This is a genomic window from Stenotrophomonas sp. Bg11-02 (assembly GCF_002836635.1).
Taxonomy (GTDB): domain Bacteria; phylum Pseudomonadota; class Gammaproteobacteria; order Xanthomonadales; family Xanthomonadaceae; genus Stenotrophomonas; species Stenotrophomonas lacuserhaii.
In genome coordinates, this window is sequence record NZ_PJAY01000065.1 from 53478 (window position 1) to 78834 (window position 25357).

Below are 25357 nucleotides of genomic sequence, written 5' to 3' on the forward strand. Positions count from 1 at the left end.
AATCCCCCGTGCACGCGGCGTATCAGGCCGCCCCGGCCAGCCGCGCCGCCTCTTCCAGGTCGACGCTGACCAGGCGGCTGACGCCGGGTTCGCGCATGGTGACGCCGGACAGCTGGTGCGCCGCCTCCATCGTCGCCTTGTTGTGGCTGACAAACAGGAACTGCACCTTCTCGCTCATCTCCTTGACCATGTTGGCCAGGCGGCCGACGTTGGCCTCGTCCAGCGGGGCGTCCACCTCGTCGAGCAGGCAGAACGGGGCCGGATTGAGCTGGAAGATCGCAAATACGAGCGCCACCGCGGTCATCGCCTTCTCACCGCCGGACAGCAGGGAAATGCTGGAAACGCGCTTGCCCGGCGGCCGCGCCATGATGGTCACGCCGGTGTCCAGCAGGTCCTCGCCGGTCAGTTCCAGGTAGGCATGGCCACCGCCGAACAGACGCGGATACAGCGCCTGCACGCCGGCGTTGACCCGGTCGAAGGTGTCCTTGAAGCGGCCGCGGGTCTCGCGGTCGATCTTGCGGATCGCATCTTCCAGCGTCTCCAGCGCGGTATTCAGGTCCAGGTTCTGCGCGTCCAGGTATTCCGAGCGCTGCGACGCTTCGCCATATTCCTGGATCGCCGCCAGGTTGACAGGTTCCAACCGGCGCATGCGCGCATCGATCTGCTGCACGGTCTGCTCCCAGTCGCCCAGGCGGGCGTCCTCGGGCAGCGTGGCGATGACCTCCTGCAGCACGAAGCCGGCCTTCTCCACCGCCGCCTGCAGCTGCTCGGCATTGAGTACCAGCGCCTGCTGGTCAAGCCGGCGCTGCGAAATGCGCTCGCGCTGTGCCAGCGCCTGTTCGTCACGCTTGTGCCGGGTCTGCTCCAGCTCGCGCAGCTCCACGTCGATGCCATCCAGCAGTGAGCGCGCCTGCGACAGCATGCCATCGGCACGCACGCGCTCTTCCAGCGCATGCTGGTGTTCGGCCTGCAGCGATTCCACCGGGGTATCGCCTTCGTCCAGTTGTGCGTGCAGCTCGCCGAGGCGCGAATCCAGCTGGCCGCGCTGGTTGCTCATGCGTTCCAGCGCCTGGCTCAGCGACGCCACCTGGGCGCGCTGGGATTCCAGCGTCAGCGCCAGCGAATGGGCGGCTTCGCGCACACTGCGGGCCGCATCGCGGGCCCGGTCACGGGCCTCGGTCAGCTGCCGGCGTTCGTTCTCCAGCGCCTGCCGGGTCGACTCCAGGTCGCCCATGCTGCTGACCGCGTCATCCAGCCGGCCGCGCGCCTCGCGCACCTGCTCGCGGTTGAGCTCCAGGGTTTCCATCAGCTGGACCAGCTCGCCTTCGATGCGGTCGATGCGGCTGCGCGCCGATTCCAGCTTGCCCTGCTGGCCCTGCAGCTGGCCGGCAAGCTCGGACACGCCGCGGTGCGCCTGGTACACGGCGCGCTGCACGTCTTCGCGCTGCTGTTCGGCGGCAAGCAGCTGGTCACGGAAGCCACCCAGCAACTGCTCCAGTTCGGCTTCGCGCTGCTGCAGCTGTTCGATCTGTTCGCGCAGCGTGTTGATTTCGCGCTCGCGCAGCAGCGCGCCCTGCTTGGCCGCGCCCGAGCGCGATACCCGCACCCAACCGGCACCCAGCCGCTCGCCGCCACGGGTGATCACCGAGTCGCCGTCGCCCAGCGTGGCCTGCAGTGCGCGCGCCTGCTCCAGGTCTTCGGCAGCATGCAGGCGGGCCAGCAGGCGACGGATGGCTGCCGGCCCCTGCACCTTCGCTGCGAGCGAGGTAGCAGCCACCTGCAGCGGCGCTTCATCATCGGCCACCAGCGCGATGCGGCCATCACCCAGCTCACCCAGCGCATCCACCAGCTGTTCCGGTGCCTGTACCAGCACGCCTTCGATCAACTGACCCAGCGCGCTTTCAACCGCGTTTTCCCAGCCCGCTTCAACCTTCAGCCGCTCGCCGACGCGGCCTGCCGAATCCAGCCCGCGCGCCTTCAACCAGGCGACCGCCGCGCCCTGCTCCTGGCCGAGTGCGGCCTGCTGCAGGGTTTCCAGCGACGACAAGCGGCCACGCACGCCATTGGCCTGCTTGCGCAGTTCGGCCAGTTCGTTCTGTGCGCCGCGCTGGCGCTCCTGCACGGCCGTGACCTCCTGCTTGCGCAGTTCCACCTGTTCGCCCAGCTCGTCCAGCGCGGTCTTCTGGGTGTCGTGCTGGATGTGCAGTTGCTCGAACGCTGCCTCCAGCGCATCCACGTCCAGGCCGGCGCGCTCGGACTGCAACGTCTCGCGGCGCCGTTCGGCTTCCAGCACCTGCCGGTCCAGGTAGTCCACGCGGGTGCGCTCGACGTCACCGGAACGCGATGCTTCCGAACTCTGGCTGCTGTGCTGTTCCCAGCGCGCCTGCCAATCACCCAGCCGGGCTTCGGCTTCGCGCAGGCTCTCCTGCTTGATCTCGTTCTCTTCCTGCAGCTGTTCCAACTGCGGCGTGGCCGCATCCACCGCCTCGCGCAGCACCCTCAGCCGGGCCTCGTCGCCACTGATGTGCTGGCCAAGTTCGGCCAGTGCCTGCTGCGTTTCATCGCGCGCCTTGTGCAGGCGCTGCGACAGCTCGCGCTGGTGCTGGATCTGTTGTTCCAGCCGGGCCAGCATGCTGCCCACCTGGTAGACCTCGGCCTGTGCGGCATTGAGCGCCTCGGCCGACTCCTCGCGACGCACGCGCGACGTTTCGATCCGCGATTCCGCTTCGCGTTGTTCGGCGATCAACTGCTGCAGGCGGGTCTCTTCCTGTGACAGCCCTTCGCGCAGCTTGCCGAGCCGGCCATCCAGGCCGCGGAACTCCAGCGCCTTCCATTGGGCATCCTTGACCCGGCGCTCCTCCTGCAACGTCTGGTACTGCTCGGCCTGGCGCGCCTGTCGCTTGAGGTGTTCAAGCTGCTTGCCGATTTCATCGCGCAGGTCGCCCAGCCGGTCCAGGTTCTCGCGGGTGTGGCGGATACGGGTCTCGGTTTCCTTGCGGCGCTCCTTGTACTTGGAGATGCCGGCGGCTTCTTCCAGGTAGACACGCAGGTCTTCAGGGCGGGCTTCGATGATCTGGCTGATCATCCCCTGCTCGATGATCGAATAGCTGCGCGGGCCCAGCCCGGTGCCCAGGAACAGGTCGGTGATGTCGCGGCGACGGCATTTGGTGCCGTTGAGGTAGTAGTTGCTGCTGCCATCGCGGCTGACGGTGCGCTTGACCGATATCTCGTTGAACGAGGCGTACTCACCGGAAATGGTGTGGTCGCTGTTATCGAAGATCAGCTCCACGGTGGCCTGCGATACCGGCTTGCGCGCGGCCGAGCCGGAGAAGATCACATCGGTCAGCGAGTCACCACGCAGGCGGCTGGCCGAGCTTTCGCCCATCACCCAGCGCACGGCATCGATGATGTTGGACTTTCCACAGCCGTTCGGTCCGACCACGCCGGTCATGTTGGTCGGCAGATGCAGCGTGGTGGGATCGACGAAGGACTTGAAGCCGGACAGCTTGATCGTGGAAAGACGCATAGGGTTTCCGGGCCGGGGCCGTTGTGAGGCCTGCATTTACCCGCCAACCCCTTGATCCGGCTGGGATCAGGGCCGTCGGTCGGGCGTAATGCACCGAGTATACCGATGTGGCCGCGTTCTACGCAGGGGGCCGGGGCGCGCGCCAAAACAAAACGGGCGCCCCTGCGGGCGCCCGTTCTGGTGATTCCATGCCTTTCGGCGTGGGATCAGGCCTTTTCGGCTTCGACCACGACCTTGACGGTGGTTTCAACGTCGGCGTGCAGGTGCACCAGGACGTCGTACTCGCCAATGTTGCGGAAGGCGCCTTCGCCCAGGATGACTTCGCTCTTGTTGACCGGCAGGCCAGCAGCGGTGAAGGCATCGGCGATTTCGCGCGCGCCGACCGAGCCGTACAGCTTGCCTTCGGTGGAAGCGTTGGCCGCGATGGTCACCGACTTGCCTTCCAGCTTAGCCTTGCGGGCTTCGGCGTCGGAATGGATCGACTCGGCCTTGGCTTCGTACTCGGCGCGCTTGGCTTCGAACTCGGCCTTGTTGCTCTCGGTGGCCGGCACGGCCTTGCCCTGCGGCACGAGGAAGTTACGGCCGTAGCCCGGCTTCACGTCGACCAGGTCGCCGAGGTTGCCGAGGTTGGTGACTTTCTGCAGAAGGATCAGCTGCATGGTGTTACTCCAGAATGTATTCGTTAGCGAGGCGATGCCCCGCAGCGGATGGCTGTCCGAATATCAGTGCGGGAGGGCGGCACGAGGCCGCCCGCCGGCATCAGATGTCGTGGTTGTCGGTGTACGGGATCAGGGCCAGGAAACGGGCGCGCTTGACGGCCGTTGCCAGCTGGCGCTGGTACTTCGACTTGGTACCGGTGACGCGGCTCGGCACGATCTTGCCGTTCTCGGTCAGGTACTGGCGCAGGGTGTTGAGATCCTTGTAATCGATCTCTTTCACGCCTTCGGCGGTGAACTTGCAGAACTTGCGGCGACGGAAGAACTTGGACATGTCAGTGCTCCTTAAGCGGCCGAAGCGGCGTCGTCGCCGGCATCGTTGTCAGCGGCGGGGGTGGTGGTCTCACCTTCTTCGTCGTCACGACGACGACGCTCGCCACGCTCGGGCTTGTCGCCCTTCTCGTCCTTGCTCTTCATGATCAGCGACTGCTCGGTATCCGGGCCATCGCGCTTGACGACCAGGTTGCGCAGCACGGCGTCGTTGAAGCGGAAGCTTTCCACCAGCTCGCTCAGCACGGCCTGGTCAACTTCGATGTTGAGCATGACGTAGTGGGCCTTCACCAGGTTCTGGATCGGGTACGCCAGCTGACGGCGGCCCCAGTCTTCCAGACGGTGGATGGTGCCGTTGCCGTTCTCGACGAGCGACTTGTAGCGCTCGATCATTGCCGGGACCTGCTCGCTCTGATCCGGGTGGACCAGGAACACGATTTCGTAATGACGACTCATGTTTATATACCTTTCGGATGTGGCCGTTTCGGCCGGACAGCCCCCCGCGGTGGTGACGGCGGTGGGGCAAGGGTTCCTACGCTGGACGCAGGAAGCCGCCAATTATGCCTGTTGGGGTTGGCCGGGGCAAGTCGCAGACCGGTTGGCTGCAGGTGGGTCGGGCGGTGGCGCTGGGCGGGGGACGGCAGAAGCCGCATCCTGCGGGCCTCGTTTCGCGCCATCCTTGGCGCTCAACGCCCCCGCCCAGCCCCACCGCCCGACCCCTGACAGATTCCGGGCGCCGCCGAAGCGGTAGCGCCGAGCCATGCTCGGCGGGCGCTGAGTCCAGATGGGCCGTTACGGGCGGAGAAATACAGCGTTCAGCCGGCAGCACGCAGATCGGACGACTGTGCTGCGCTGCAGCAGTACAATCCGTACTCGTACAAATGCCCCGGATTTTTCCTGTGAACCCGTCCGCTCCCCCGGTTGCCACGTCCACGCTGGCCGCCGTGCTGTCGCCCCGCCAGCGCACTTTCATCCTGCTGGCCCTGTCGCTGGGCGGATTCGCCATCGGTACCAGCGAGTTCGCCAGCATGGGCCTGATGCTGGACATCAGCCGCGGGCTGTCGATCACAGAAGCGCAGGTCGGGCACCTGATCAGCGCCTACGCCATCGGCGTGGTGGTGGGTGCGCCAGTGCTGGCTTTCGCCGGCGCCGGTATCAGCCGGCGCAGCCTGCTGCTGGGCCTGATGGGCTTCTACGCGATCGGCAACCTGGCCAGCGCGCTGGCCCCCAACTACCACACCATGCTGCTGGCGCGCTTCGTTGCCGGCCTGCCGCACGGCGCCTATTTCGGCGTGGCGATGCTGGTGGCGGCCTCGATCAGCCCGCCGGCACAGCGCGGCGCGGCCGTGTCGAAAGTGCTGCTGGGCCTGTCGATCGCGATCCTGGTCGGCAATCCTCTTACCACCTGGCTTGGCCAGCAGTTCACCTGGCGCACTGCCTTCGCCCTGGTCAGCCTGCTGGCGCTGGCCACCGTGGTGATGGTGTCGCGCCACCTTGCACCGGACCCGAACGAAGTACGTACCAGCCCGATGCGTGAGCTGCGTGCGTTCAACACCACCCAGGTGTGGCTGGCGCTGGCGATCGGCTCGATCGGCTTTGCCGGCATGTTCTGCGTGTTCACGTATCTGGCACCGACGCTGGTCAACGTCACCGGCATCGACGAACGCTGGATGCCTGCGGCCGTCGGCCTGTTCGGCGTGGGCGCGATCATCGGCAACATGCTGGGGGGCTGGCTGGTGGATCGCCTGCAGTTCCGCGCCGCCGGCGTGCTGCTGGCGTGGTCGGTGGTGGTCCTGCTGCTGTTCCCGCTGGCCGCGCATTCGCCCTGGGCGATGGTGCCCGCAATCATTGCGGTGGGCACCATGGGCGCGCTGGCCGTGGCCCTGCAGACCCGCCTGATGGACGCCGCCGGCGAGGCCCAGACCCTGGCCGCCGCGTCCAACCATGCCGCCTTCAACACGGCCAACGCGCTGGGCCCGTGGCTGGGTGGCATGGCCATCGGCGGCGGCTTCGGCTACGCCTCCACCGGGTACGTAGGTGCCGCTACGGCGGCGGCCGGCCTGCTGCTGTGGGGTGTGTCGGTGGTGATCGAGCGCCGGCGCGGCGCTGGTTCGCTGGCAGTGGGTGCGTCGAACGGGTAAAACCCCCTCGCGGCGGGCTGTTGCGAAAAGCAGTCTGCGTGATCGGGGCCGGGCGGTGGGGCTGTGCGGGGGACGGCAAGAACTGCGTCCATGCGGGCCTCGTTTCGCGCCATCCATGGCGCTCAACGCCCCCGCCCAGCCCCACCGCCCGGCCCCCTGACGGGTTCCGTGGGCCGCCCGCCGCGTGAAAAAAAAGAAAAGCGGTAGCGCCGACCCATGGTCGGCGAGCGCAGCGGGCCTTTGGCGGGAACATTCCGCCGACCATGGGTCGGCGCTACCAAGGCCACCATGGACCTGTCGAAGGTGGGGCGGGGTGGCTGTGCAGGACCGTCTTTTCGCATGGATGCGAAAAGCGAGCCTCCATGGATGGATGCACGGCGTGTCCTGCACAGCCACCCCGCCCCGCCAACACACAGCCCTGCAGGCTCTTGACGTTGCCGTTGCCGTTGCCGTTGCCGTCGCTGCTACAGCAAGCCGGCCGCAGGCCGGAAACCCCCAGCCCTCAGCGGTGCGACTCATCCGTGGTGAAACTCTCACCGCAGCCGCATTCGGCCGCTGCATTCGGGTTCTTGAACGTGAACGTCTCGCTCAGGCCCTGCTTGCCGAAATCGATGACCGTGCCATCCACCAGCGGCAGGCTCTGCGCGTCCACGTAGATGCGCACCCCGTCCTGGTCGAAAACACGGTCGCCCTCGCGCTCGTCACGTGCCAGATCGGTCACGTGACCCCAGCCCGAGCAACCGGTGCGGGTCACGCCAAAGCGCAGCCCCAGGGCACCAGGGGTCTGGGCGACGAAGCGCTGGACGCGCTCAAAGGCTACTGGGGTCAGGCTGACGGCCATGATGGAGCTCCACGAAGGTACGAGACGAGTATAAAGGCCACCGGGGCAGTAGAAATGCCTCGCAAGCGGAACGCTGCAACCGGTAAACTTCGAATTCACAGATCGAGTCGATCAGCAGAGGATTCAAGTCATGACGGTGGTCAGCGTTGAACATGCGCTTGCCGGGAAGATCCCGGAAGGCGGCGAAGTCACGGTACGCGGCTGGGTACGCACGGTGCGTGGCTCGGCGAATCTTGCCTTCATCAACGTCACCGACGGCTCCTGCTTCGCCCCGATCCAGGTGGTGGCAGCCGAATCGCTGGCCAACTTCGACGAGGTCAAGCGCCTGACCAGCGGCTGTTCGCTGATCGCCAAGGGCACCCTGGTCAAATCACAGGGCAAGGGCCAGTCCTTCGAGATCCAGGCCAGCGACGTGGAAGTGGTCGGCTGGGTCGAAGACCCCCTGACCTACCCGATCCAGCCCAAGCCGATGTCGCCGGAGTTCCTGCGCGAAGTGGCGCACCTGCGCCCGCGCACCAACCTGTTCGGCGCGGTCACCCGCATCCGCAACTGCCTGTCCCAGGCCGTGCACCGGTTCTTCCACCAGAACGGCTTCAACTGGATCAGCACGCCGATCATCACCACCTCCGACGCCGAAGGCGCCGGCCAGATGTTCCGCGTCTCCACGCTGGACATGGTCAACCTGCCGCGCACCGAGCGCGGCGAGGTCGACTTCAGCCGTGATTTCTTCGGCAAGGAAACCTTCCTGACCGTGTCCGGCCAGCTCAACGTGGAGGCGTACTGCCTGGCGCTGAGCAAGGTCTACACCTTCGGCCCGACCTTCCGCGCCGAGAACAGCAACACCACCCGCCACCTGGCCGAGTTCTGGATGATCGAGCCGGAAATCGCCTTCGCCGACCTGGCCGAAGATGCGCGGCTGGCCGAGGAATTCCTGAAGTACCTGTTCCGCGCGGTGCTGGACGAACGTGGCGACGACCTCGCCTTCCTGGCCGAACGCGTGGACAAGAACGCGATCAGCAAGCTGGAGAACTTCATCAATGCCCCGTTCGAGCAGATCGACTACACCGAAGCGGTGCAGCTGCTGCAGAACTCCGGCCGGAAGTTCGATTTCCCGGTGGAATGGGGCCTGGACCTGCAGACCGAACACGAGCGCTGGCTGACCGAAGAACATATCGGCCGTCCGGTGGTGGTGACCAACTACCCCGAGCACATCAAGGCGTTCTACATGCGCCTGAACGACGACGGCAAGACCGTCGCGGCGATGGACGTGCTGGCACCGGGCATCGGCGAGATCATCGGCGGCAGCCAGCGCGAAGAGCGCCTGGACGTGCTGGATGCGCGCATGGCGCAGTTCGGCCTGGACCGCGAGCACTACGGCTGGTATCGCGACTTCCGCCGCTATGGTTCGGTGCCGCACGCCGGCTTCGGCCTCGGCTTCGAGCGCCTGGTGGTGTACGTCTGCGGGCTGTCCAACATCCGCGATGCCATCGCCTACCCGCGCGCCCCGGGCAACGCCGACTTCTGATCCCCTTCCATCCACGGAGGTACCGACCCCATGACCCTGTTCTTCGCGCTGTGTTTCTTTGGCGTGGCGATCGCCGGGTTCAGTGCCTTCGTGATCTTCTGGCCGCTGACCCTGGTGCACCTGCGCGACCGCCATCCGGCGTTGTCGCAGCGCTTTGGCAGCGGTGCCTTCCTCAAGCCCGAAGCACTGGCCTGGCTGTTGCGGCGTGACTATCGCGCGCAGCCGGACCGCTCGCTGTCCGGGCTGGCGACACCGGCCTGGGTATCGCTGCTGACCCTGCTGGCCGGACTGGGCATGGCCGCCCTGCTCTGGCTGGCGTCGATCTGGTAATCACGAAATGAATGACGACTCCCTTCCGCAGGACAGCTGGTGGCTGGCCAGCCTGGGCAACACGCTGATCTGGGCACGCCTGCGCATCCGCCCGGCCGGCACCGCCGAAGTCCTGGACAGCGATGGCAACACGCTGAGCTACGACGGTGAAGACACCGCGCGCGCGCAGCTGTTCGATGCCGAGTTCGTGGAATACGACGGACTGGACGAAGAAGACGCGCTGGTGCGTGGCTTCTCGCTGCATGAAGTGCAGCCGCCCCGGGCCAGCACCGATGAAGGGCTGCGTGGCCTGATGGTGCAGTCGCTGGGCCGCACGGTCTAGCTGCATGTTCACCCCGCGCGCCTTCGCTGAAACCGACCTGCAGTGGCTGGACGCGCTGTTTGCCCGCGATGCGTTCATTACCCTGCTCACCACCGGTGACGATGGCCTGCCAGAGCTGACCCGGCTGCCGGTGCTGTACCGCCGCCAGGGGCAGGCGATCGAGCTGCGCGGGCACTGGGCCAGGGCCAATCGGCAATCGCGCCGCGACGGACCCGCCAAGGTGCTGGTGGACGGCCCGCACGGGTATGTGTCGGCGTCCTGGTATCCGGACAAGGAGGCCATGGCACGGGTGCCGACCTGGAACTATGCCGCCGCTGAACTGAGCGGCCAGCTGCACCGCTTCGAGGACACCGACGCGCTGGCGGCGGTGGTCGCCGATACCGGCGATCTGTACGAAGCGAAGGTAGGCCGTGACTGGCAGTTCGAGGCGCAGCGCGATGACCACCGCAGCCAGTTGCGCGGCATCATCGGCTTCAGCTTCCTGGTGGACACCGTGCAGTTGAAAATGAAGCTCAGCCAGAACCACCCGGTGGCCAACCAGCAGGCCGTCATCGCCGAACTGGAACGGCTGCCCTGCCCCGCCTCGCACGAGCTGGCGCAGTGGATGCGCCGTTTCCTGGACGCGCCGGACACCGCGCGCGACTGAAGTATTCCGTTGATTCCCGCGACGACGCGGCTCTGCCCGCCGCGCCTTGCCCCCCACCACGTCAGGGACCCCACATGAAAGATGTTGAAAAGCTGCTGCAGAACAACCGCGACTGGGCCGACCGGATCCAGCAGGAAGACCCCGCGTTCTTCGACCGGCTGTCCACGCAGCAGCATCCGGAATACCTGTGGATCGGCTGTTCCGATTCGCGCGTACCCGCCAACCAGATCATCGGCATGGCCCCGGGCGAGGTCTTCGTGCATCGCAACGTGGCCAACGTGGTGGCGCACACCGACCTCAACTGCCTGAGCGTGATCCAGTACGCGGTGGACCAGCTGAAGGTGAAGCACATCCTGATCGTCGGCCACTACGGCTGCGGCGGCGTGCATGCCAGCCTCAACAACGTCCGTGTCGGCCTGGCCGACAACTGGCTGCGGCATGTCGGCGACGTGGCCCAGAAGCATTCGGCCATCCTCGATGCGATCGATGATCCGGACCTGCGCCACGCGCGGCTGTGCGAACTGAACGTGATCGAGCAGGTCGCCAACGCCTGCCAATCCACCATCGTGCGCGATGCCTGGGCACGCGGGCAGAAGCTGACCGTGCATGGATGGGTCTACAGCCTGCGCGATGGCCGCGTCCGCGAAATGGGCATCGACGTCGACAGCCCGGAAGCGCTGCAGCCGGGTTATGAGAAAGCGCTGTCCTTCGTCCCGCGCAAGGGCAAGCGCGACTGAGCCTCAACCGGAGCATCCGTATGCTTGCTTCACCGATCAACCTGATGGGCTGGGTCGAAGAACACCGGCACCTGTTGAAGCCGCCGGTCGGCAACAAGATGATCGAGGACGGCGACTTCATCGTGATGGTGGTCGGCGGCCCCAATTCGCGCACCGATTTCCACATCGACGAGGGCCCGGAGTGGTTCTACCAGCTGGAAGGCGAGATGGTGCTGAAGGTGCAGGAAGACGGCCAGGTCCGGGACATTCCCATCCGTGCGGGCGAGATCTTCCTGCTGCCAGGCAACGTGCCCCACTCGCCGCGCCGCCCGCCGGGCGGCATCGGGCTGGTGGTGGAACGCAGGCGCCTGCCGCACGAACGCGATGGCGTGGTCTGGCACTGCGAGCGCTGCAATCACAAGCTGCATGAAGAGTGGTTCACCCTGCAGAACATCGAAACCGACCTGCCGAAGGTGTTCGCCCGTTACCAGGGCGATCTGCAGCTGCGCACCTGCAGTGAATGCGGACACGTGGATCCGCTGCCCGGCAGCTGACCCGCCCCGGCAGGGGACGCCGAGCATGGCTCGGCGCTACCGCAGGGCGTGCTGCCCCCGTGGGCGGCGACCGTTGGTCGTCGCGCCCCAACCCCGTACCGGCATGCCACGACGCCGCGCGCGGTACACTTCGAACACGTCAAATCGTGTGGCTTTCACTATGTCCGAACCGCTCAGCCGTGCCCACGCGTTGGCCCTGGATGCCAATGATCCGCTCCGCGACCTGCGCGGCGAATTCCTGATCCCCCGCCACGAAGGCGGCGAGCAGACCTATTTCGTCGGCAACTCGCTGGGCCTGCAGCCACGTGGTGCGCAGGCCGCGGTGCAGGAGGTCATGGGGCAATGGGCCACGCTGGCCGTGGAGGGCCACTTCACCGGCCCGACCCAATGGCTGGGCTACCACCGTCTGGTCAGCGGACAACTGGCGCAGGTGGTCGGCGCATTGCCCAGCGAAGTCGTGGCGATGAACACGCTCAGCGTGAACCTGCACCTGATGATGGTGAGCTTCTACCGGCCCACCGCGCAGCGCCCGGTGATCCTGATGGAAGCCGGCGCCTTCCCGACCGATCGCCATGCGGTGGAAGCGCAGATCCGCTTCCACGGGTTCGATCCCGCCGAGTGCCTGATTGAAGTGCAGCCGGATGAAGCAGAGGGCACGATCTCGCTGCAGGCCATCGAGCAGGCCATCGCCCGCCACGGCGCGCGCCTTGCGCTGGTGCTGTGGCCCGGCGTGCAGTACCGCACCGGCCAGGCGTTCGACCTGCAGGCGATCACCACGCTGGCACGCGCCCAGGGCGCCCACATCGGCTTCGATCTCGCGCATTCGGTCGGCAACCTGCCGCTGCAGCTGCATGAGGTGGCGCCGGACTTCGCGGTGTGGTGCCACTACAAGTACCTCAACAGTGGTCCGGGCGCCGTCGCCGGGGCCTTCGTACATGAACGCCACCATCGCGACACCACCCTGCCGCGCTTCGCCGGCTGGTGGGGCCATGAGGAAGCCACCCGCTTCCAGATGGCGCCGCAGTTCGTGCCGTCCGTCGGCGCCGAAGGTTGGCAGCTCAGCAACCCGCCGATCCTCGGGCTGGCGCCGCTGCGTGCGTCGCTGGACCTGTTCGAACGCGCCGGCATGGCCGCACTGCGGGAGAAGTCCCTGGCCCTCACCGGGATGCTGGATGCGCTGGTGCAGAGCCGCCTGCCGCACGTGCTGGAACGCATCACGCCCGCTGACAGCGAGCGCCGCGGCTGCCAGCTGTCCTTGCGTGTGATCGGCGGCCGTGAGCGCGGCCGGGCCCTGTTCGAACACCTGCGCGCGGTGGGCGTGCTGGGTGACTGGCGCGAACCGGACGTGATCCGGATCTCGCCGACACCGCTGTACAACCGCTACCAGGACCTGCACCACTTCGTTGATGCAGTCGATGCCTGGGCCGGGCACTGACGCCGTGCAGGACACATCGCTGGACACTGCCGCCCCGCGTTCGCTGACCATCGTCGGTGCGGGGCTGGCCGGCTCGCTGCTGGCCATCCTGCTCTCCCGGCAGGGCTGGAACATCACGGTGTACGAGCGCCGTGGCGACCCGCGCGTCAGTGGCTATGAAAGTGGCCGCTCGATCAACCTGGCGCTGGCCGAACGCGGCCGCAACGCGCTGCGCCAGGCCGGCGCGCACGTGGAAGCGGCGGTGATGGAGCGTGCCGTGATGATGCGCGGGCGGATGGTCCACCTGCGCGACGACGCCGCCCCCGCGCTGCAGCGCTACGGCCGCGACGACAGCGAAGTGATCTGGTCGATCCATCGCCGTGAGCTCAACGTCACCCTGCTGGAGCTGGCCGAACAGGCCGGCGCCATCGTGCATTTCCACCGGCGCCTGCACACCGTGGACTTCGATGCGCAGCATGCGCGCTTCATCGATGACCGCGATGACACCCCGCATGACATCCGCTTCGCCACGCTGGTCGGCGCGGACGGCGCCGGATCGGCGCTGCGCGCGGCGATGAACCGCCGCCAGCCACTGGGTGAGCGCATCGAATTCCTGGACCACTCCTACAAGGAGCTGGAGATCCCGCCGGGCCCGGGCGGCACCTTCAGCATCGACCCCAACGCGCTGCACATCTGGCCGCGCGGCCGCTTCATGTGCATCGCCCTGCCCAACCACGAAGGCACCTTCACCGTCACGCTGTTCCTGCCCAACAAGGGCGATCCGGGGTTCAACACGGTCACCACCGGCGAACAGGCCGAAGCACTGTTCGCCCGTGAATTCCCCGATGCCCTGGCGCTGATACCGGACCTGCGCGCTGACTGGGATGCACATCCGCCCGGCCTTCTCGGCACCCTGTACCTGGAGCGCTGGCATACCGATGGCAAGGCCGTGCTGATCGGCGATGCCGCGCACGCCATGGTGCCCTTCCACGGCCAGGGCATGAACTGTGCCTTCGAAGACTGCGTCGCGCTGGCCCGGCACCTGGAAACCGCCAGCGACCTGCGCAGCGCGTATTCGGCGTTTGAGATCGAGCGTTCGCCCAATGCCTGGGCGATCCAGCAGATGGCGCTGGAAAACTACACGGAGATGCGCGACCAGGTGGCCGACCCGGGGTTCCTGCTGCAGCGTGAACTGGAGCTGGCGCTGCAGCAGCGGTGGCCCACGCGGTTCGTGCCACACTACACCATGGTTACTTTCCTGCACACGCCCTACGCCGTCGCGCTGGAGCGCACGCGGATACAGCGCCGCATCCTGCGCAACGCCACCGCAGGCCTGGATTCCCTGCAGCAGGTCGACTGGCGCGCGCTGGAAGCCGAAGTCCACGCCAAGCTGCCGGTGCTGGAGGGCGCGCACTGATGGCCGACAGCTTCCTGTTCTACGATCTGGAAACCTTCGGCCAGGATCCTCGCCGCACCCGTATCGCACAGTTCGCCGCCATCCGCACCGATGCGCAGCTCAACGAGATCGACACCCCCGTCAGTTTCTACGTGCGCCCGGCCGATGACCTGCTGCCTTCACCGTATGCCACTATGGTCACCGGCATTACCCCGCAGCATGCGCTGGCCGAAGGCATCGGTGAATCCGAGGCGCTGGCGCGGATCAATGACCTGATGAGCCGCCCCGGCACCTGCGCGCTGGGCTACAACACGCTGCGCTTCGATGACGAGTTCATCCGCCACGGGCTGTTCCGCAACTTCTTCGACCCCTACGAGCGCGAATGGCGCAACGGTAATTCGCGCTGGGACCTGCTGGACATGCTGCGGCTGATGCATGCGCTGCGCCCCGACGGCATCACCTGGCCCAAGCGCGAAGACGGTGCGACCTCGTTCAAGCTGGAGCACCTGGCCGATGCCAACGGCGTGCGCGATGGCGATGCGCACGAGGCGTTGTCCGACGTGCGCGCCACCATCGGCATGGCCCGGCTGTTCCGCGATGCGCAGCCGCGCCTGTGGGACTATGCGCTGCGCCTGCGCGACAAGCGTTTTGTCACCAGCCTGCTGGATGTCACCGCCCTGCGGCCACTGCTGCACATCTCGATGCGCTATCCGGCCAGCCGCCTGTGCGCCGCGCCGGTGCTGCCGTTGACCGTGCATCCGCACATCGCCAACCGCTACATCGTGTTCGACCTGGACGGCGATGTTGACGCGCTGCTGCAGTTGCCGGCCGAGACCATCGCCGAGCGCCTGTACCTGCGAGCCAGTGAACTGCCTGAAGGCGTGCAGCGCATTCCGTTGAAGGAAGTACACGCCAACAAGGTGCCCGCGCTGGTGGCCTGGAACCACCTTCGACCCGATGACCACCAGCGCCTTGGGCTGGACATCGCCGCCATCGAAGCCAAGGTCGAACAGCTGCGTCCCCATGCTGCGCAGCTGGCCGAGAAGGCGCGCCAGGTCTTCGCCCGGCCACGCGAAGGCGGCCCATCCGATGTCGACGCCTCGATCTACGATGGCTTCCTCGGCGCCGGCGACAAGTCCCTCCTGGCACGCGTGCGCACCACTCCGCCGGAAGCGCTCGGCGCGCTGGAAGGTGAGTTCAATGATCCCCGCCTGCCGGAACTGCTGCTGCGCTATCGTGCGCGCAACCATCCTGGCAGCCTGGATGCCGACGCCCGCGCGCGTTGGCAGGCCTACCGCCAGCGGCGCCTGCGCGGTGATGAAAAGCTCGGCGAAGTGAACCTGGCCGAGTACAACGAACAGATCGATGCGCTTGCCGCCGAGCCGTCCGACGACCTGCGCCGCCCGGCGCTGCTGCAGGCGCTGCGCGATTGGGGCAAGCAGCTGGAGGACAGCCTGTGAGCGCTTATTTTTCCGATGCCAGCTTCAAATTCCTGAAAGCACTGGCACTGCACAACGACAAGGCGTGGTTCGCTGACCACAAGCAGCAGTACGAAGACCACGTGCGACAGCCGTTCCTGCGCCTGCTCGCTGACCTGCAACCGGCGCTGGCCGAGGTCAGCCCGAAATTCCGTGCCGATACGCGCACCGTGGGCGGTTCGTTGTTCCGCATCTACCGCGATGCGCGCTTTTCCAACGACAAATCGCCGTACAAGAACTGGCAGGGCGCGCGGCTGTTCCATGAGCGCCGTCGTGAAGTCGCCGCACCGTCGTTCTACGTGCACCTGCAGCCCGGTGCGAGCTTCGTCGGTGCCGGCGTGTGGCATCCCGAGCCGGATACCCAGCGCCGCATCCGCCATTTCATCCTGGACAATCCGGGCAGCTGGAAGCAGGCCGCGCATGCCCCGGCGCTGCGCCGTCGCTTCGAGATGGAGCAGACCGAAAAGCTGGTGCGCCCGCCGCGCGGCTTCCCGGCGGATTTCGAGTTCATCGACGATCTCAAGCACCGCAACTGGGTGATGTGGCGGCAGCTGGACGATGCCACCATGACCGGGCCCCGCCTGCTGTCCACGCTGGGCAAGGACCTTGCCGCGCTGGGGCCGTTCGTGGATTACCTGTGCGCAGCGCTGGATCTGGAGTTCTGACCCCGATGGCGACGCCACTTCCGCAACAGCGCCGCACGCTGGGACGCAGCGGACTGCAGGTATCGCCGATCGGGCTGGGGTGCTCCGGCTTCTGGGGCCATCGCCGCTTTCCCGAAGCCGACGCAGCACGAGTGGTGGCGCATGCGCTGGAGCAGGGAGTCAACCTGCTCGACACCGGCCACAACTATTCCGCTTTCAACGCCGAGCCGCGACTCGGGCGCATCCTCAAGCCGCTGCTGTCGCGCTTCCCGCGTGACTCGCTGGTGATCTCCAGCAAAGGCGGAACGTTGACCGGCCAGGCCGGCCCCAGCGGCGCCGAGCAGCGCGATTTCTCACCCGGAGCGATCACCGCCAGCTGCGAAGCCTCGCTGCGCAACCTCGGCCTGGACTACCTGGACGTGTACCAGCTGCACGGCATCGCGGGCGAAGAGGTCACCGACGAGCTGCTGCACGCGTTGCAACAGCTGCGCCAGCGCGGATTGATCCGCAGCACCGGGATCAATACCCATTCGGCGGTGACCCTGGACTGGATGCTGGCGCGACCGCAGGCCTTTGACGTGGTGCTGCTGGACTACAACGCCCTGCAGCAGGATCGCGCATCACACATCAGCCAGCTGCACGCGGCCGGCATCGGCGTGCTGGCCGGCACCGTGCTGGCCCAGGGGCACCTGCTGCCGACGCGACCGCGCCTGCCACGGCCCGCCGATGCCTGGTATCTCGCGCGGGCCTGGCTGAAGCCAAGCAGCCGGCGGCTGATGCGCAGCGCCCGCGCGATGCGCGCGGCAGTGGCCGCGATTCCTTCGCAGCGCCCGGCACAGACTGCGTTCGCTTATGTGCTGCAGCATCCCGGGGTGGCCGCGGGCATCCTCGGCACCACCCGCGTGGGCAGCCTGGACGAAGTGCTGCAGACCCTGCCGGAGCGCTTGGGCGAGGCCGAACGCGCGCGTCTGGTCGCCGCGTTCGGGGACGGCAGCGGCTCACCCAGTCACTGAGGCTTAACCCACGTCCGCGCGTGATGCGGCACGCTGTGCGCTTGTCCCTCAACGCCCTGCTGCCATGAAGAAGTTCGTCGCTTTCGTGCTGGTCCTGCTGCTGGCACTGGCCGCTTGGTGGTTCAGTGGCCCCTACCTCACTGTGCATGGGCTCGCCCAGGCGATCGAACAGCGCGACACGACGCGGCTGGAGCGCTACGTGGACTTCCCGCGCGTGCGCCTCAGCCTGCGCGCGCAGGTCAGTGATTACATGGTGCGCCAGGCCGGTCCGGACATGGCCGGCAGTCCGTTGGGCGCGCTGCTGTATGGCCTCGGCGACCAGCTGGGCGGCGCCGCGGTGGATACGGTGATCACCCCGATGGGGATCGGTGCGCTGCTGCAGGGCCACGCGCTGTACAAACGCGGCCGCAACGAGCTGCAGGGGAACGACTCCTGGGGCCCCACCCAGCCTGCGCAGCCGTTGCAGCAGGCCAAGGGACGCTTCGAGCGGCTGGACCGCTTCGTGGTGGACCTCGACCGCGGGCCCGGACAGCCACCGTTGCAGGTTGTGCTGGAGCCGCAGGGCCTGCGCTGGCAGGTCGTCGACCTGCGCAACGCGGTGCCGCAATGAACCGTTTGCGCCGACCCGAGGTCGGTAGCTGACACACCCCGCGTTGCGCGCTCGCCGGGCATGGCTCGGCGCTGCCATGAACCGTCCGGTCAGGTTTCGTTGGCGACGCCGTGCGGCACATGGCCGGCCGCGACGTGTTCGCGGGCACTGTCGATGTTGTGCTGCGAATCATCGAAGAAGATGTCCGCGCCGAAGGCCTGCAGGAACGGGCCCTTGTGGCGGCCGCCGAGGAACAGCGCTTCATCCAGGCGCACGCCCCATTCGCGCAGCGTGCGGATCACCCGCTCATGCGCAGGCGCCGAGCGCGCGGTCACCAGCGCGGTGCGGATCGGCGCGTCTTCTCCGGACGGGAAGACTTCCTGCAACGTATGCAGCGCCGACAGGAAGCCGCGGAACGGGCCCCCGCTCAAGGCTTCGCGGGCGCGCTCGCGCTCATGCCGGCCGAAGGCTTCGACTCCCTGCTCGCGCGAAATACGCTCGCTTTCATCGCCGAAGATCACCGCATCGCCATCGAAGGCGATCCGCAGCTGCCCGGCCGGGCGCCGGGTATCCACTACCTGGTCGGCGGCGGCGGCAGCGGTTTCGCCGGGTGGCTTGGGCAGGATGGTCGCCGCAGCGATGCCGTGGCGCAGCGCGCTGCGTACCGATTCGGGATTGGCCGACAGGAACAGGTCCGTGCCGAAGGGCTTCACGTAGGGCCAGGTCGGCTCGCCGGCAGTGAACGTAGCGCGGATGATCCCCAGCCCGTAGTGCTGGATCGAATTGAAGATGCGCAGGCCGGTATCGGCCGAATTGCGCGACAAAAGGATCACCTCGACGCGCGGATTCTCCGGGCCGGCGCCCTGGTTCAGCGCCAGCAGCTTGCGCACCACCGGGAACGCCACGCCGGGGCCCAGCACGTCGTCTTCGTGCTCGCGCTGGTACTTGGCGTAGGCGTCCACGCCGTCGCTTTCGAACAACGCGTGGCTCTCTTCCAGGTCGAACAGGGCGCGCGAGGTCACCGCGACGGTCAGCAATCGGGGAGTGTTGTCGCCCATCGGGGAATTCCTTGCAGCAACCGGCGGCTGCCGGCGGCCTATTGTCGCTCAGAACACGAACTGTTCGGACAGGATCCGGTCTTCGAGGTTGTGCTCCGGGTCGAACAGCAGGGTCACCTGGCGGTCGCGGCACTCGCGGATGGTCACTTCCACCACGTCGCGGGTCTCGTGCGAATCGGCGGTGACACTGACCGGGCGCTTGTACGGATCGAGCACGCGGAAGCGTACTTCGGTATCGGCCTTCAGGATCGCCCCGCGCCAACGGCGGGGCCGATACGGCGCCAACGGGGTCAGCGCGATGGTGGCCGAGCCCAACGGAAGCACCGGGCCATGCGCGGAATAGTTGTAGGCAGTGCTGCCGGCCGGCGTGGCAACCAGCACGCCATCACCGATCAGCTCAGCCACCCGTTCCTGGCCGTTGAGGTCCACGCCGATGTGCGCGGCCTGCCGGGTCTGGCGCAGCAGCGAGACATCGTTGTAGGCCAGCGATCCGGTGGAGGTCCCCGATTCGGTCAGCGCGGTCATCTGCAGCGGCCGCAGGTGGGCCGGTTCGGCCAGCGCGATGCGCGCGGCCACGTCGTCCGCGTCACGGTACTGGTTCATCAGGAAGCCCACCGTGCCCAGTTTCATGCCGAACACCGGCCGGCCGAGGTGGCCGTAACGGTGCAGGGTCTGGAGCATGAAGCCATCGCCGCCCAGTGGACACAGCACGTCCGCCGCGTCGGGCGCATGCTCGCCGTGGCGCGCCACCATGGCGGCGAGGGCAAGCCGTGCCGGCTCGGTGTTGCTGGCCAGGAAGGCAATGCGGGGGGAATCGCTCATGCAGGATGTCCGGTGGTGCGCGGGTACCGGTAGAGCATAACCGGACGTGGCGCGGAATCCGCGCCACGTTGGCTGATGCGGGGCGGTGACGACCAACGGTCGTCACCCACCTTGAGCCAGGTCACCGGGGGGCTTACCCCCCGTGCGAGGCCAGCTGGCCCAGGCGCTGCACCGCGACCGACACGGTCGGGTAGTCCAGGGTCTTCTGTTCGGCCAGTTCGCCCAGCATGGCCAGGGTAAAGCGCAGGCTGTTGTCGTCACGACCGACCCATGCGGCGACCTTGGCTTCGGCCGTGCCGCCCTTGGTGGCCAGCACCTGGCCGGCCAGGTTGCGGTGGTGGGCCGCCAGTTCGTCACGCAGCACACCGCGTGCCACGGCATGCCAACGGCCGTTGACCTCCAGCGCATCGACCTGCTCGAACAACCACGGCAGGCTCAACGCCTCACCCAGGCGGAAGTGGATCTTGGACACATCCACCGGCTTGAGCTTGCGGGTACGTGCCAGTTCGATGATGTCGAACGCCGGGGCCAGGAAGTGCAGCTCGGAAAGCTGCTGCGCCAGGCCGGCCGGCAGGCCCTTGTCCACCCACTGCTGCACCAGCGCTTCGTAGGTCGGGCGCTGCGAATCAGGCAGCACGCCGGAAGCCACGCGGATGTCGTTGAACGGACCCTGGTAGCGGTTGACCGCCTCGGTGATGCCCGGCATCGGGCCGGGGCGGAACAGCAGCCAGCGCACGAAGGCACGCTGCAGTTTCCAGATCACTTCCAGCGCATCGACCTGCACCGATTCGGGCAGCTGGCCGTCCAGTGCGTCGATCTGCGCCCACAGCGCGCGTGCATCCAGCGTTTCGCGGCTGATGGTATAGGCCTTGGCGACCTCGGCGATGGAACGGCCGGTGTCTTCCTGCATGCGCATCAGGAAGGTGGCACCCATCCGGTTGATGGTCTGGTTGGTCACTGCCGTGGCGATGATCTCGCGCTTCAGGCGGTGGCGTTCCATGGCATCGGCGTACTTCTTCTGCAGCGGCTGCGGGAAGTAACGCTGCAGCTCCTTGGACAGGTACGGGTCTTCCGGGATGTCCGATTCCAGCAGCTGCTGGAAGGCCACCAGCTTGGAGTAGGACAGCAGCACCGACAGCTCCGGACGAGTCAGGCCCTGGCCGCGCGCCTTGCGCTGGGACAGCTCGGCATCGGACGGCAGGAACTCGATCTGCCGGTCCAGCAGGCCCTGCTGTTCCAGCGTGCGGATGAAGTGCTGCTTGGAGCCCAGGCGCTTGACTGCCATCCGCTCCATCAGGCTCAGGGCCTGGTTCTGGCGGTAATTGTCGTTGAGCACCAGCGCGGCCACTTCGTCGGTCATCGACGCCAGCAGCTTGTTGCGCTGCTCGACGGTGAGCTTCTTGGCACGCACCACGTCGTTGAGCAGGATCTTGATGTTCACCTCATGATCGGAGGTGTCCACGCCGGCGGAGTTGTCGATGAAATCGGTGTTGAGCAGGACGCCGGCCTGGGCCGCTTCGATGCGTCCCAGCTGGGTCATGCCGAGGTTGCCGCCCTCGCCCACCACCTTGCAGCGAAGCTCGGTGCCGTTGACGCGCAGCGCGTTGTTGGCGCGGTCCCCGACATCGCTGTGCTGCTCACTGGTGGCCTTGACGTAGGTACCGATGCCGCCGTTCCACAGCAGGTCGACCGGAGCCTTCAGGATCGCGCTCATCAGGTCGTTCGGCGACAGCGCCTTGACCGAATCTTCCAGGCCAAGCGCCTCACGCACCTGCGGGGTGATCTCGATGGATTTCAGCGTACGCGGGAAAATGCCACCGCCCTTGCTGATCAGCTTGGCATCGTAGTCGGCCCAGCTGGAACGCGGCACGGTGAACATGCGCTCGCGCTCGACGAACGAACTGGCCGCGTCCGGATTCGGATCCAGGAAGATGTGGCGGTGATCGAAGGCAGCCACCAGGCGGATGTGGCGCGACAGCAGCATGCCGTTGCCGAACACGTCGCCGGACATGTCACCCACGCCTGCGGCGGTGAAGTCCTGGCTCTGGCTGTCATGTCCGAGTGCACGGAAGTGGCGCTTGACCGATTCCCACGCACCGCGTGCGGTGATGCCCATGCCCTTGTGGTCGTAGCCGACCGAGCCACCGGAGGCGAACGCATCGCCCATCCAGAAGCCGTGCGCCACGGCCAGGCCGTTGGCGATGTCGGAGAAGGTCGCGGTGCCCTTGTCGGCGGCCACCACCAGGTACGGGTCGTCCATGTCGTGGCGGACCACGTCGATGGGCGGCACGATCCTGTTGTTGACGATGTTGTCGGTGATGTCCAGCAGGCCCTGGATGAACAGCTTGTAGCAGGCCACGCCGTTGGCGAACACCGCATCGCGGTCACCGCTGGCCGGCGGGGTCTTGGCGAAGAAACCGCCCTTGGCCCCGACCGGAACGATCACCGTGTTCTTGACCATCTGCGCCTTGACCAGGCCCAGCACTTCGGTACGGAAGTCTTCGCGACGATCCGACCAGCGCAGGCCGCCACGGGCCACCGCACCGAAACGCAGGTGCACGCCTTCCACGCGCGGGCCGTAGACGAAGATCTCGCGATACGGACGCGGCTTGGGCAGGTCCGGCACCAGGGCGGCATCGAACTTGAAGCTGATGACATGGCCCGGACGGCCGTTGGCATCGGTCTGGTAATAGCTGGTGCGCAGCGTGGCATCGATCACGCCCATGAAGCTGCGCAGGATGCGGTCTTCGTCCAGGCTGGAGACGCGGTCCATCAGCTTCAGCAGCGCATCGCGCGCGGCCTGCATCTGGCCGTCGCGGTCTCCCTTGCGCGCCTCGACCACGGTCTTGAGCACTTTCAGGGTCGCCTCGTCGCCGGCGGCCAGTACGTCCAGGTGCGCCTTCAGCGTGGCCTGGCCGTGTGCGATGTCGTCCTTGCTCTCGTTGCCGGTCGCCGGGTCGAAGCGTGCTTCGAACAGTTCCACCAGCAGGCGGGCCAGCAGCGGATAGCGGGTGAACGTACCTTCCACATATGCCTGCGAGAACGGCACGCCGGTCTGCAGCAGGTACTTGCAGTAACCACGCAGCATCGCGACCTGGCGCCAGTGCAGGCCCGCGGCCAGCACCAGGCGGTTGAAGCCATCGTTCTCGGCATCGCCGTGCCAGACGCGGGCGAAGGTCTCGCCGAACGCTTCATCGACACTGGCCGCGTCGATGGCACCGGCCACTGATTCGACCTCGAAGTCCTGCACGTACACCGGGGCATCATCCACCGTCAGGCGGTACGGACGCTCGGAGATCACGCGCAGGCCCATGTTTTCCATCATCGGCAGCGCGTCCGACAGCGGGATGTCATCCAGCTGGCGATACAGCTTCAGGCGCAGGCCATCACCATTTTCGCGCGGCACCGCCTGCAGGCTCAGGCGCAGGTCGTCCGGACCGGTCAGCGCGTCGAGCTGGCTGACATCGCTGGCCGCCACGGCGGTGCTGTTGTCTTCGATGTAGCCGGCCGGCAGCGCCTTGCCGATCCGCGAGGCGATGCGCAGGCCTTCGGTCTCGCCGTGGCGGGATACGAGCGTTTCACGCAGGTCGTCCTGCCAGTTGCGCAGCAGGTGGGCCAGGTTCTGTTCCAGCGCGTTGGTGTCCACGTCGACCACCGGGCCGGCCTTGGGACGCACGATCAGGTGCACCTGGGCAAGCGGCGATTCGCCCAGCACCACCGAGCTGTCCACGTGCTCGCCGTGCAGGGCGTCACGCAGCATCGCCTCGATGCGCAGGCGCACGTCGGTGTTGAAGCGTTCGCGCGGCAGGAAGGCCAGCGCGGAAATGAAACGGGAATACTTGTCGCGGCGCAGGAACAGACGGCTGCGGACCCGCTCCTGCAGGCCCAGCACGCCCATCGCGGTGCGGAACAGTTCGTCTTCGCTGGACTGGAACAGTTCTTCGCGCGGCAGCGTTTCCAGGATGTGGCGCAGTGCCTTGCCGCTGTGGCTGGACAGCGACAGGCCCGAGCGCTGCATCACGTGTTCATAGCGCTGGCGCACCAGCGGGATTTCCCACGGGCGGCGGTTGTAGGCGCTGGAGGTGAACAGGCCGAGGAAGCGCTGTTCGCCGATGATGTTGCCCTTGGCGTCGAATTCCAGCACGCCGATGTAATCCATGTAACCGGCGCGGTGCACGCGCGAACGCGCGTTGGTCTTGGTCAGGATCAGCGCATCCTTCAGGCCGGTGGTGGTGTTCAGGCCCTGCGCGGCAAGCGTCTTGACCGGGCGCGCGGCGGACTTGTCGCGCCCCTTCATCAGCCCCAGGCCGGTGTCGTTGAGCGGGGCCAGCACGTCTTCCTTGCCGTCCTTCTGCACGCGGTATTCGCGGTAACCGAAGAAGGTGAAGTGGTTGTCGGCGGCCCAGCGCAGGAACTCCTGCGCCTCGCGGCGCGAGGCATCGTCGACCGGCAGCTGGCGGCTGCCCAGGTCGTCGGCCACGGCCAGCGCCTTGTCGCGCATCGGCTGCCAGTCGCGCACGATCGAACGCACTTCTTCCAGCGCCTTGATGATGCCCTGCTCCACCTCGCCCATGGCGTCGGGGCTCTGGCGGTCCATCTCCAGCAGCATCACCGATTCGATCTCGCCCTCGCCGACCTTGGCCAGCTTGCCGGCCTTGTCACGGCTGAAGCGGATCACCGGGTGGCCCAGCACATGCACGCCGATGCCCTGCTCGGCCAGCGCCATGGTCACCGTATCCACCAGGAACGGCATGTCGTCGTTGACGATCTGCAGCACGGTATGCGGCGATTCCCAGCCATTGCCCTTGGCGGTGGGGTTGAACACGCGGACGTTGGCCTTGCCGATCTTGCGGCTGCGCGCGAACTCCAGCGTGTCAGCGGCCAGCGCGGCCCATTCTTCCACGCTGTGGTGCGGGAACTCGTCCGCTTCCATGCGCTTGTAGAAGTCGGCGGCGAACGCTACTGCCTCGGCCTGCCCGGCCGCGGGGTATCGCTTGCGCAAGGCCGTGTACACCGGTTCCAGCGAGAAACCAGTTGCCGGGACAAGCTGGGTTTCCGCCGGGGCGGGCTTGGTTTTCACGGTTTTGACTGCAGACTTTTGCGATTTCATGGCAGAGCGAGTCGTGTTGCCCAGTTGGGAAAATGAAATTGTAGCCGTGTTGCAGGAAAAGGCCTTGCTGCAGGACGGAATATGCAGATACGGGTTGGGTGCGGTTTACATCGGACGCAGCGACCGCACGCACCGTTCGCCCGCGTACGGCTGTCGCGATCGGCGGGCAATGCCGACAGGATCGGCAAAGCCTGTGACAGAACATGCCGCAACACGTCTCAAAACGTTTCCACAATCCTGAACTGG

The 25357-nt window shown here is 66.8% G+C and carries 21 protein-coding genes; 13 read left to right on the forward strand and 8 right to left on the reverse strand.

The annotated features are described in order from the left end of the window. Window positions 1–22: 22 nt before the first annotated feature. The 4 genes from smc to rpsF form a co-directional block, all read right to left on the reverse strand. Window positions 23–3526, reverse strand: coding sequence for a chromosome segregation protein SMC (gene smc, locus CXG43_RS14480; protein WP_101100560.1), 3504 nt, complete (start codon window positions 3524–3526; stop codon window positions 23–25). Window positions 3527–3732: 206 nt separating this feature from the next. Beyond that, window positions 3733–4185 carry a 50S ribosomal protein L9 gene (gene rplI / locus CXG43_RS14485; protein ID WP_042613983.1) on the reverse strand — a complete coding sequence of 151 codons (453 nt, stop codon included), beginning with the start codon at window positions 4183–4185 and terminating at the stop codon, window positions 3733–3735. Window positions 4186–4285: 100 nt separating this feature from the next. Then, a complete protein-coding gene (gene rpsR / locus CXG43_RS14490; protein WP_005926280.1) occupies window positions 4286–4516 on the reverse strand; it encodes a 30S ribosomal protein S18 in 231 nt (76 codons plus the stop codon). Between the two features lie 11 nt (window positions 4517–4527). Continuing rightward, window positions 4528–4968 carry a 30S ribosomal protein S6 gene (rpsF, locus tag CXG43_RS14495; protein WP_042613984.1) on the reverse strand — a complete coding sequence of 147 codons (441 nt, stop codon included), beginning with the start codon at window positions 4966–4968 and terminating at the stop codon, window positions 4528–4530. Between the two features lie 479 nt (window positions 4969–5447). On the opposite strand from rpsF, the gene CXG43_RS14500 reads away from it, so the two are divergent. After that, window positions 5448–6653: an MFS transporter gene (locus tag CXG43_RS14500; protein ID WP_319278489.1), complete on the forward strand. Its 1206-nt coding sequence runs from the start codon at window positions 5448–5450 to the stop codon at window positions 6651–6653. A gap of 502 nt (window positions 6654–7155) precedes the next feature. Here CXG43_RS14500 and CXG43_RS14505 read toward each other — a convergent pair. Beyond that, window positions 7156–7494: an iron-sulfur cluster assembly accessory protein gene (locus CXG43_RS14505; protein ID WP_101100562.1), complete on the reverse strand. Its 339-nt coding sequence runs from the start codon at window positions 7492–7494 to the stop codon at window positions 7156–7158. A 130-nt stretch (window positions 7495–7624) separates the two neighbouring features. Here CXG43_RS14505 and asnS point away from each other — a divergent pair, with 130 nt between their 5' ends. From asnS to CXG43_RS14565, 12 genes are all read left to right on the forward strand, one after another. Further along, a complete protein-coding gene (asnS, locus tag CXG43_RS14510) occupies window positions 7625–9019 on the forward strand; it encodes an asparagine--tRNA ligase (protein WP_101100563.1) in 1395 nt (464 codons plus the stop codon). A gap of 30 nt (window positions 9020–9049) precedes the next feature. Next, on the forward strand, window positions 9050–9349 hold the full coding sequence (locus CXG43_RS14515; RefSeq protein WP_042614896.1) for a hypothetical protein: 300 nt from the start codon (window positions 9050–9052) through the stop codon (window positions 9347–9349). Between the two features lie 7 nt (window positions 9350–9356). After that, window positions 9357–9671 (forward strand): hypothetical protein, encoded by a 315-nt coding sequence (locus CXG43_RS14520; protein ID WP_057507927.1) that lies wholly within the window; start codon window positions 9357–9359, stop codon window positions 9669–9671. 4 nt (window positions 9672–9675) lie between these two features. Further along, complete coding sequence (locus CXG43_RS14525; protein WP_101100564.1) at window positions 9676–10317, forward strand: FMN-binding negative transcriptional regulator; 642 nt, start codon at window positions 9676–9678, stop codon at window positions 10315–10317. Between the two features lie 74 nt (window positions 10318–10391). Further along, window positions 10392–11054 (forward strand): carbonate dehydratase, encoded by a 663-nt coding sequence (gene can / locus CXG43_RS14530; RefSeq protein ID WP_042614893.1) that lies wholly within the window; start codon window positions 10392–10394, stop codon window positions 11052–11054. Window positions 11055–11074: 20 nt separating this feature from the next. Continuing rightward, window positions 11075–11587 carry a 3-hydroxyanthranilate 3,4-dioxygenase gene (locus CXG43_RS14535; protein WP_101100565.1) on the forward strand — a complete coding sequence of 171 codons (513 nt, stop codon included), beginning with the start codon at window positions 11075–11077 and terminating at the stop codon, window positions 11585–11587. A gap of 160 nt (window positions 11588–11747) precedes the next feature. Further along, a complete protein-coding gene (kynU, locus tag CXG43_RS14540) occupies window positions 11748–13022 on the forward strand; it encodes a kynureninase (RefSeq protein ID WP_101100566.1) in 1275 nt (424 codons plus the stop codon). A 19-nt stretch (window positions 13023–13041) separates the two neighbouring features. Beyond that, window positions 13042–14418: an NAD(P)/FAD-dependent oxidoreductase gene (locus tag CXG43_RS14545; RefSeq protein ID WP_182656824.1), complete on the forward strand. Its 1377-nt coding sequence runs from the start codon at window positions 13042–13044 to the stop codon at window positions 14416–14418. Then, on the forward strand, window positions 14418–15857 hold the full coding sequence (gene sbcB, locus CXG43_RS14550; RefSeq protein WP_101100569.1) for an exodeoxyribonuclease I: 1440 nt from the start codon (window positions 14418–14420) through the stop codon (window positions 15855–15857). Before CXG43_RS14545 ends, sbcB begins: the two co-directional genes overlap by 1 nt. Next, on the forward strand, window positions 15854–16540 hold the full coding sequence (locus CXG43_RS14555) for a DUF2461 domain-containing protein (RefSeq protein ID WP_101100570.1): 687 nt from the start codon (window positions 15854–15856) through the stop codon (window positions 16538–16540). The genes sbcB and CXG43_RS14555 overlap by 4 nt, the downstream gene beginning before the upstream one ends. A gap of 5 nt (window positions 16541–16545) precedes the next feature. Then, a complete protein-coding gene (locus tag CXG43_RS14560; protein WP_101100571.1) occupies window positions 16546–17532 on the forward strand; it encodes an aldo/keto reductase in 987 nt (328 codons plus the stop codon). A 64-nt stretch (window positions 17533–17596) separates the two neighbouring features. After that, window positions 17597–18142 (forward strand): DUF2939 domain-containing protein, encoded by a 546-nt coding sequence (locus CXG43_RS14565; RefSeq protein WP_101100573.1) that lies wholly within the window; start codon window positions 17597–17599, stop codon window positions 18140–18142. Between the two features lie 89 nt (window positions 18143–18231). Here CXG43_RS14565 and CXG43_RS14570 read toward each other — a convergent pair whose 3' ends face one another. From CXG43_RS14570 to CXG43_RS14580, 3 genes are all read right to left on the reverse strand, one after another. Beyond that, window positions 18232–19179, reverse strand: coding sequence for a 5'-nucleotidase (locus tag CXG43_RS14570; RefSeq protein WP_042614885.1), 948 nt, complete (start codon window positions 19177–19179; stop codon window positions 18232–18234). 48 nt (window positions 19180–19227) lie between these two features. Next, complete coding sequence (locus tag CXG43_RS14575) at window positions 19228–20001, reverse strand: NAD kinase (protein ID WP_057507938.1); 774 nt, start codon at window positions 19999–20001, stop codon at window positions 19228–19230. Between the two features lie 133 nt (window positions 20002–20134). Continuing rightward, entirely contained in the window at window positions 20135–25111 is a 4977-nt protein-coding gene (locus tag CXG43_RS14580) for an NAD-glutamate dehydrogenase domain-containing protein (protein ID WP_101100575.1), read from the reverse strand. Window positions 25112–25357: the final 246 nt, after the last annotated feature.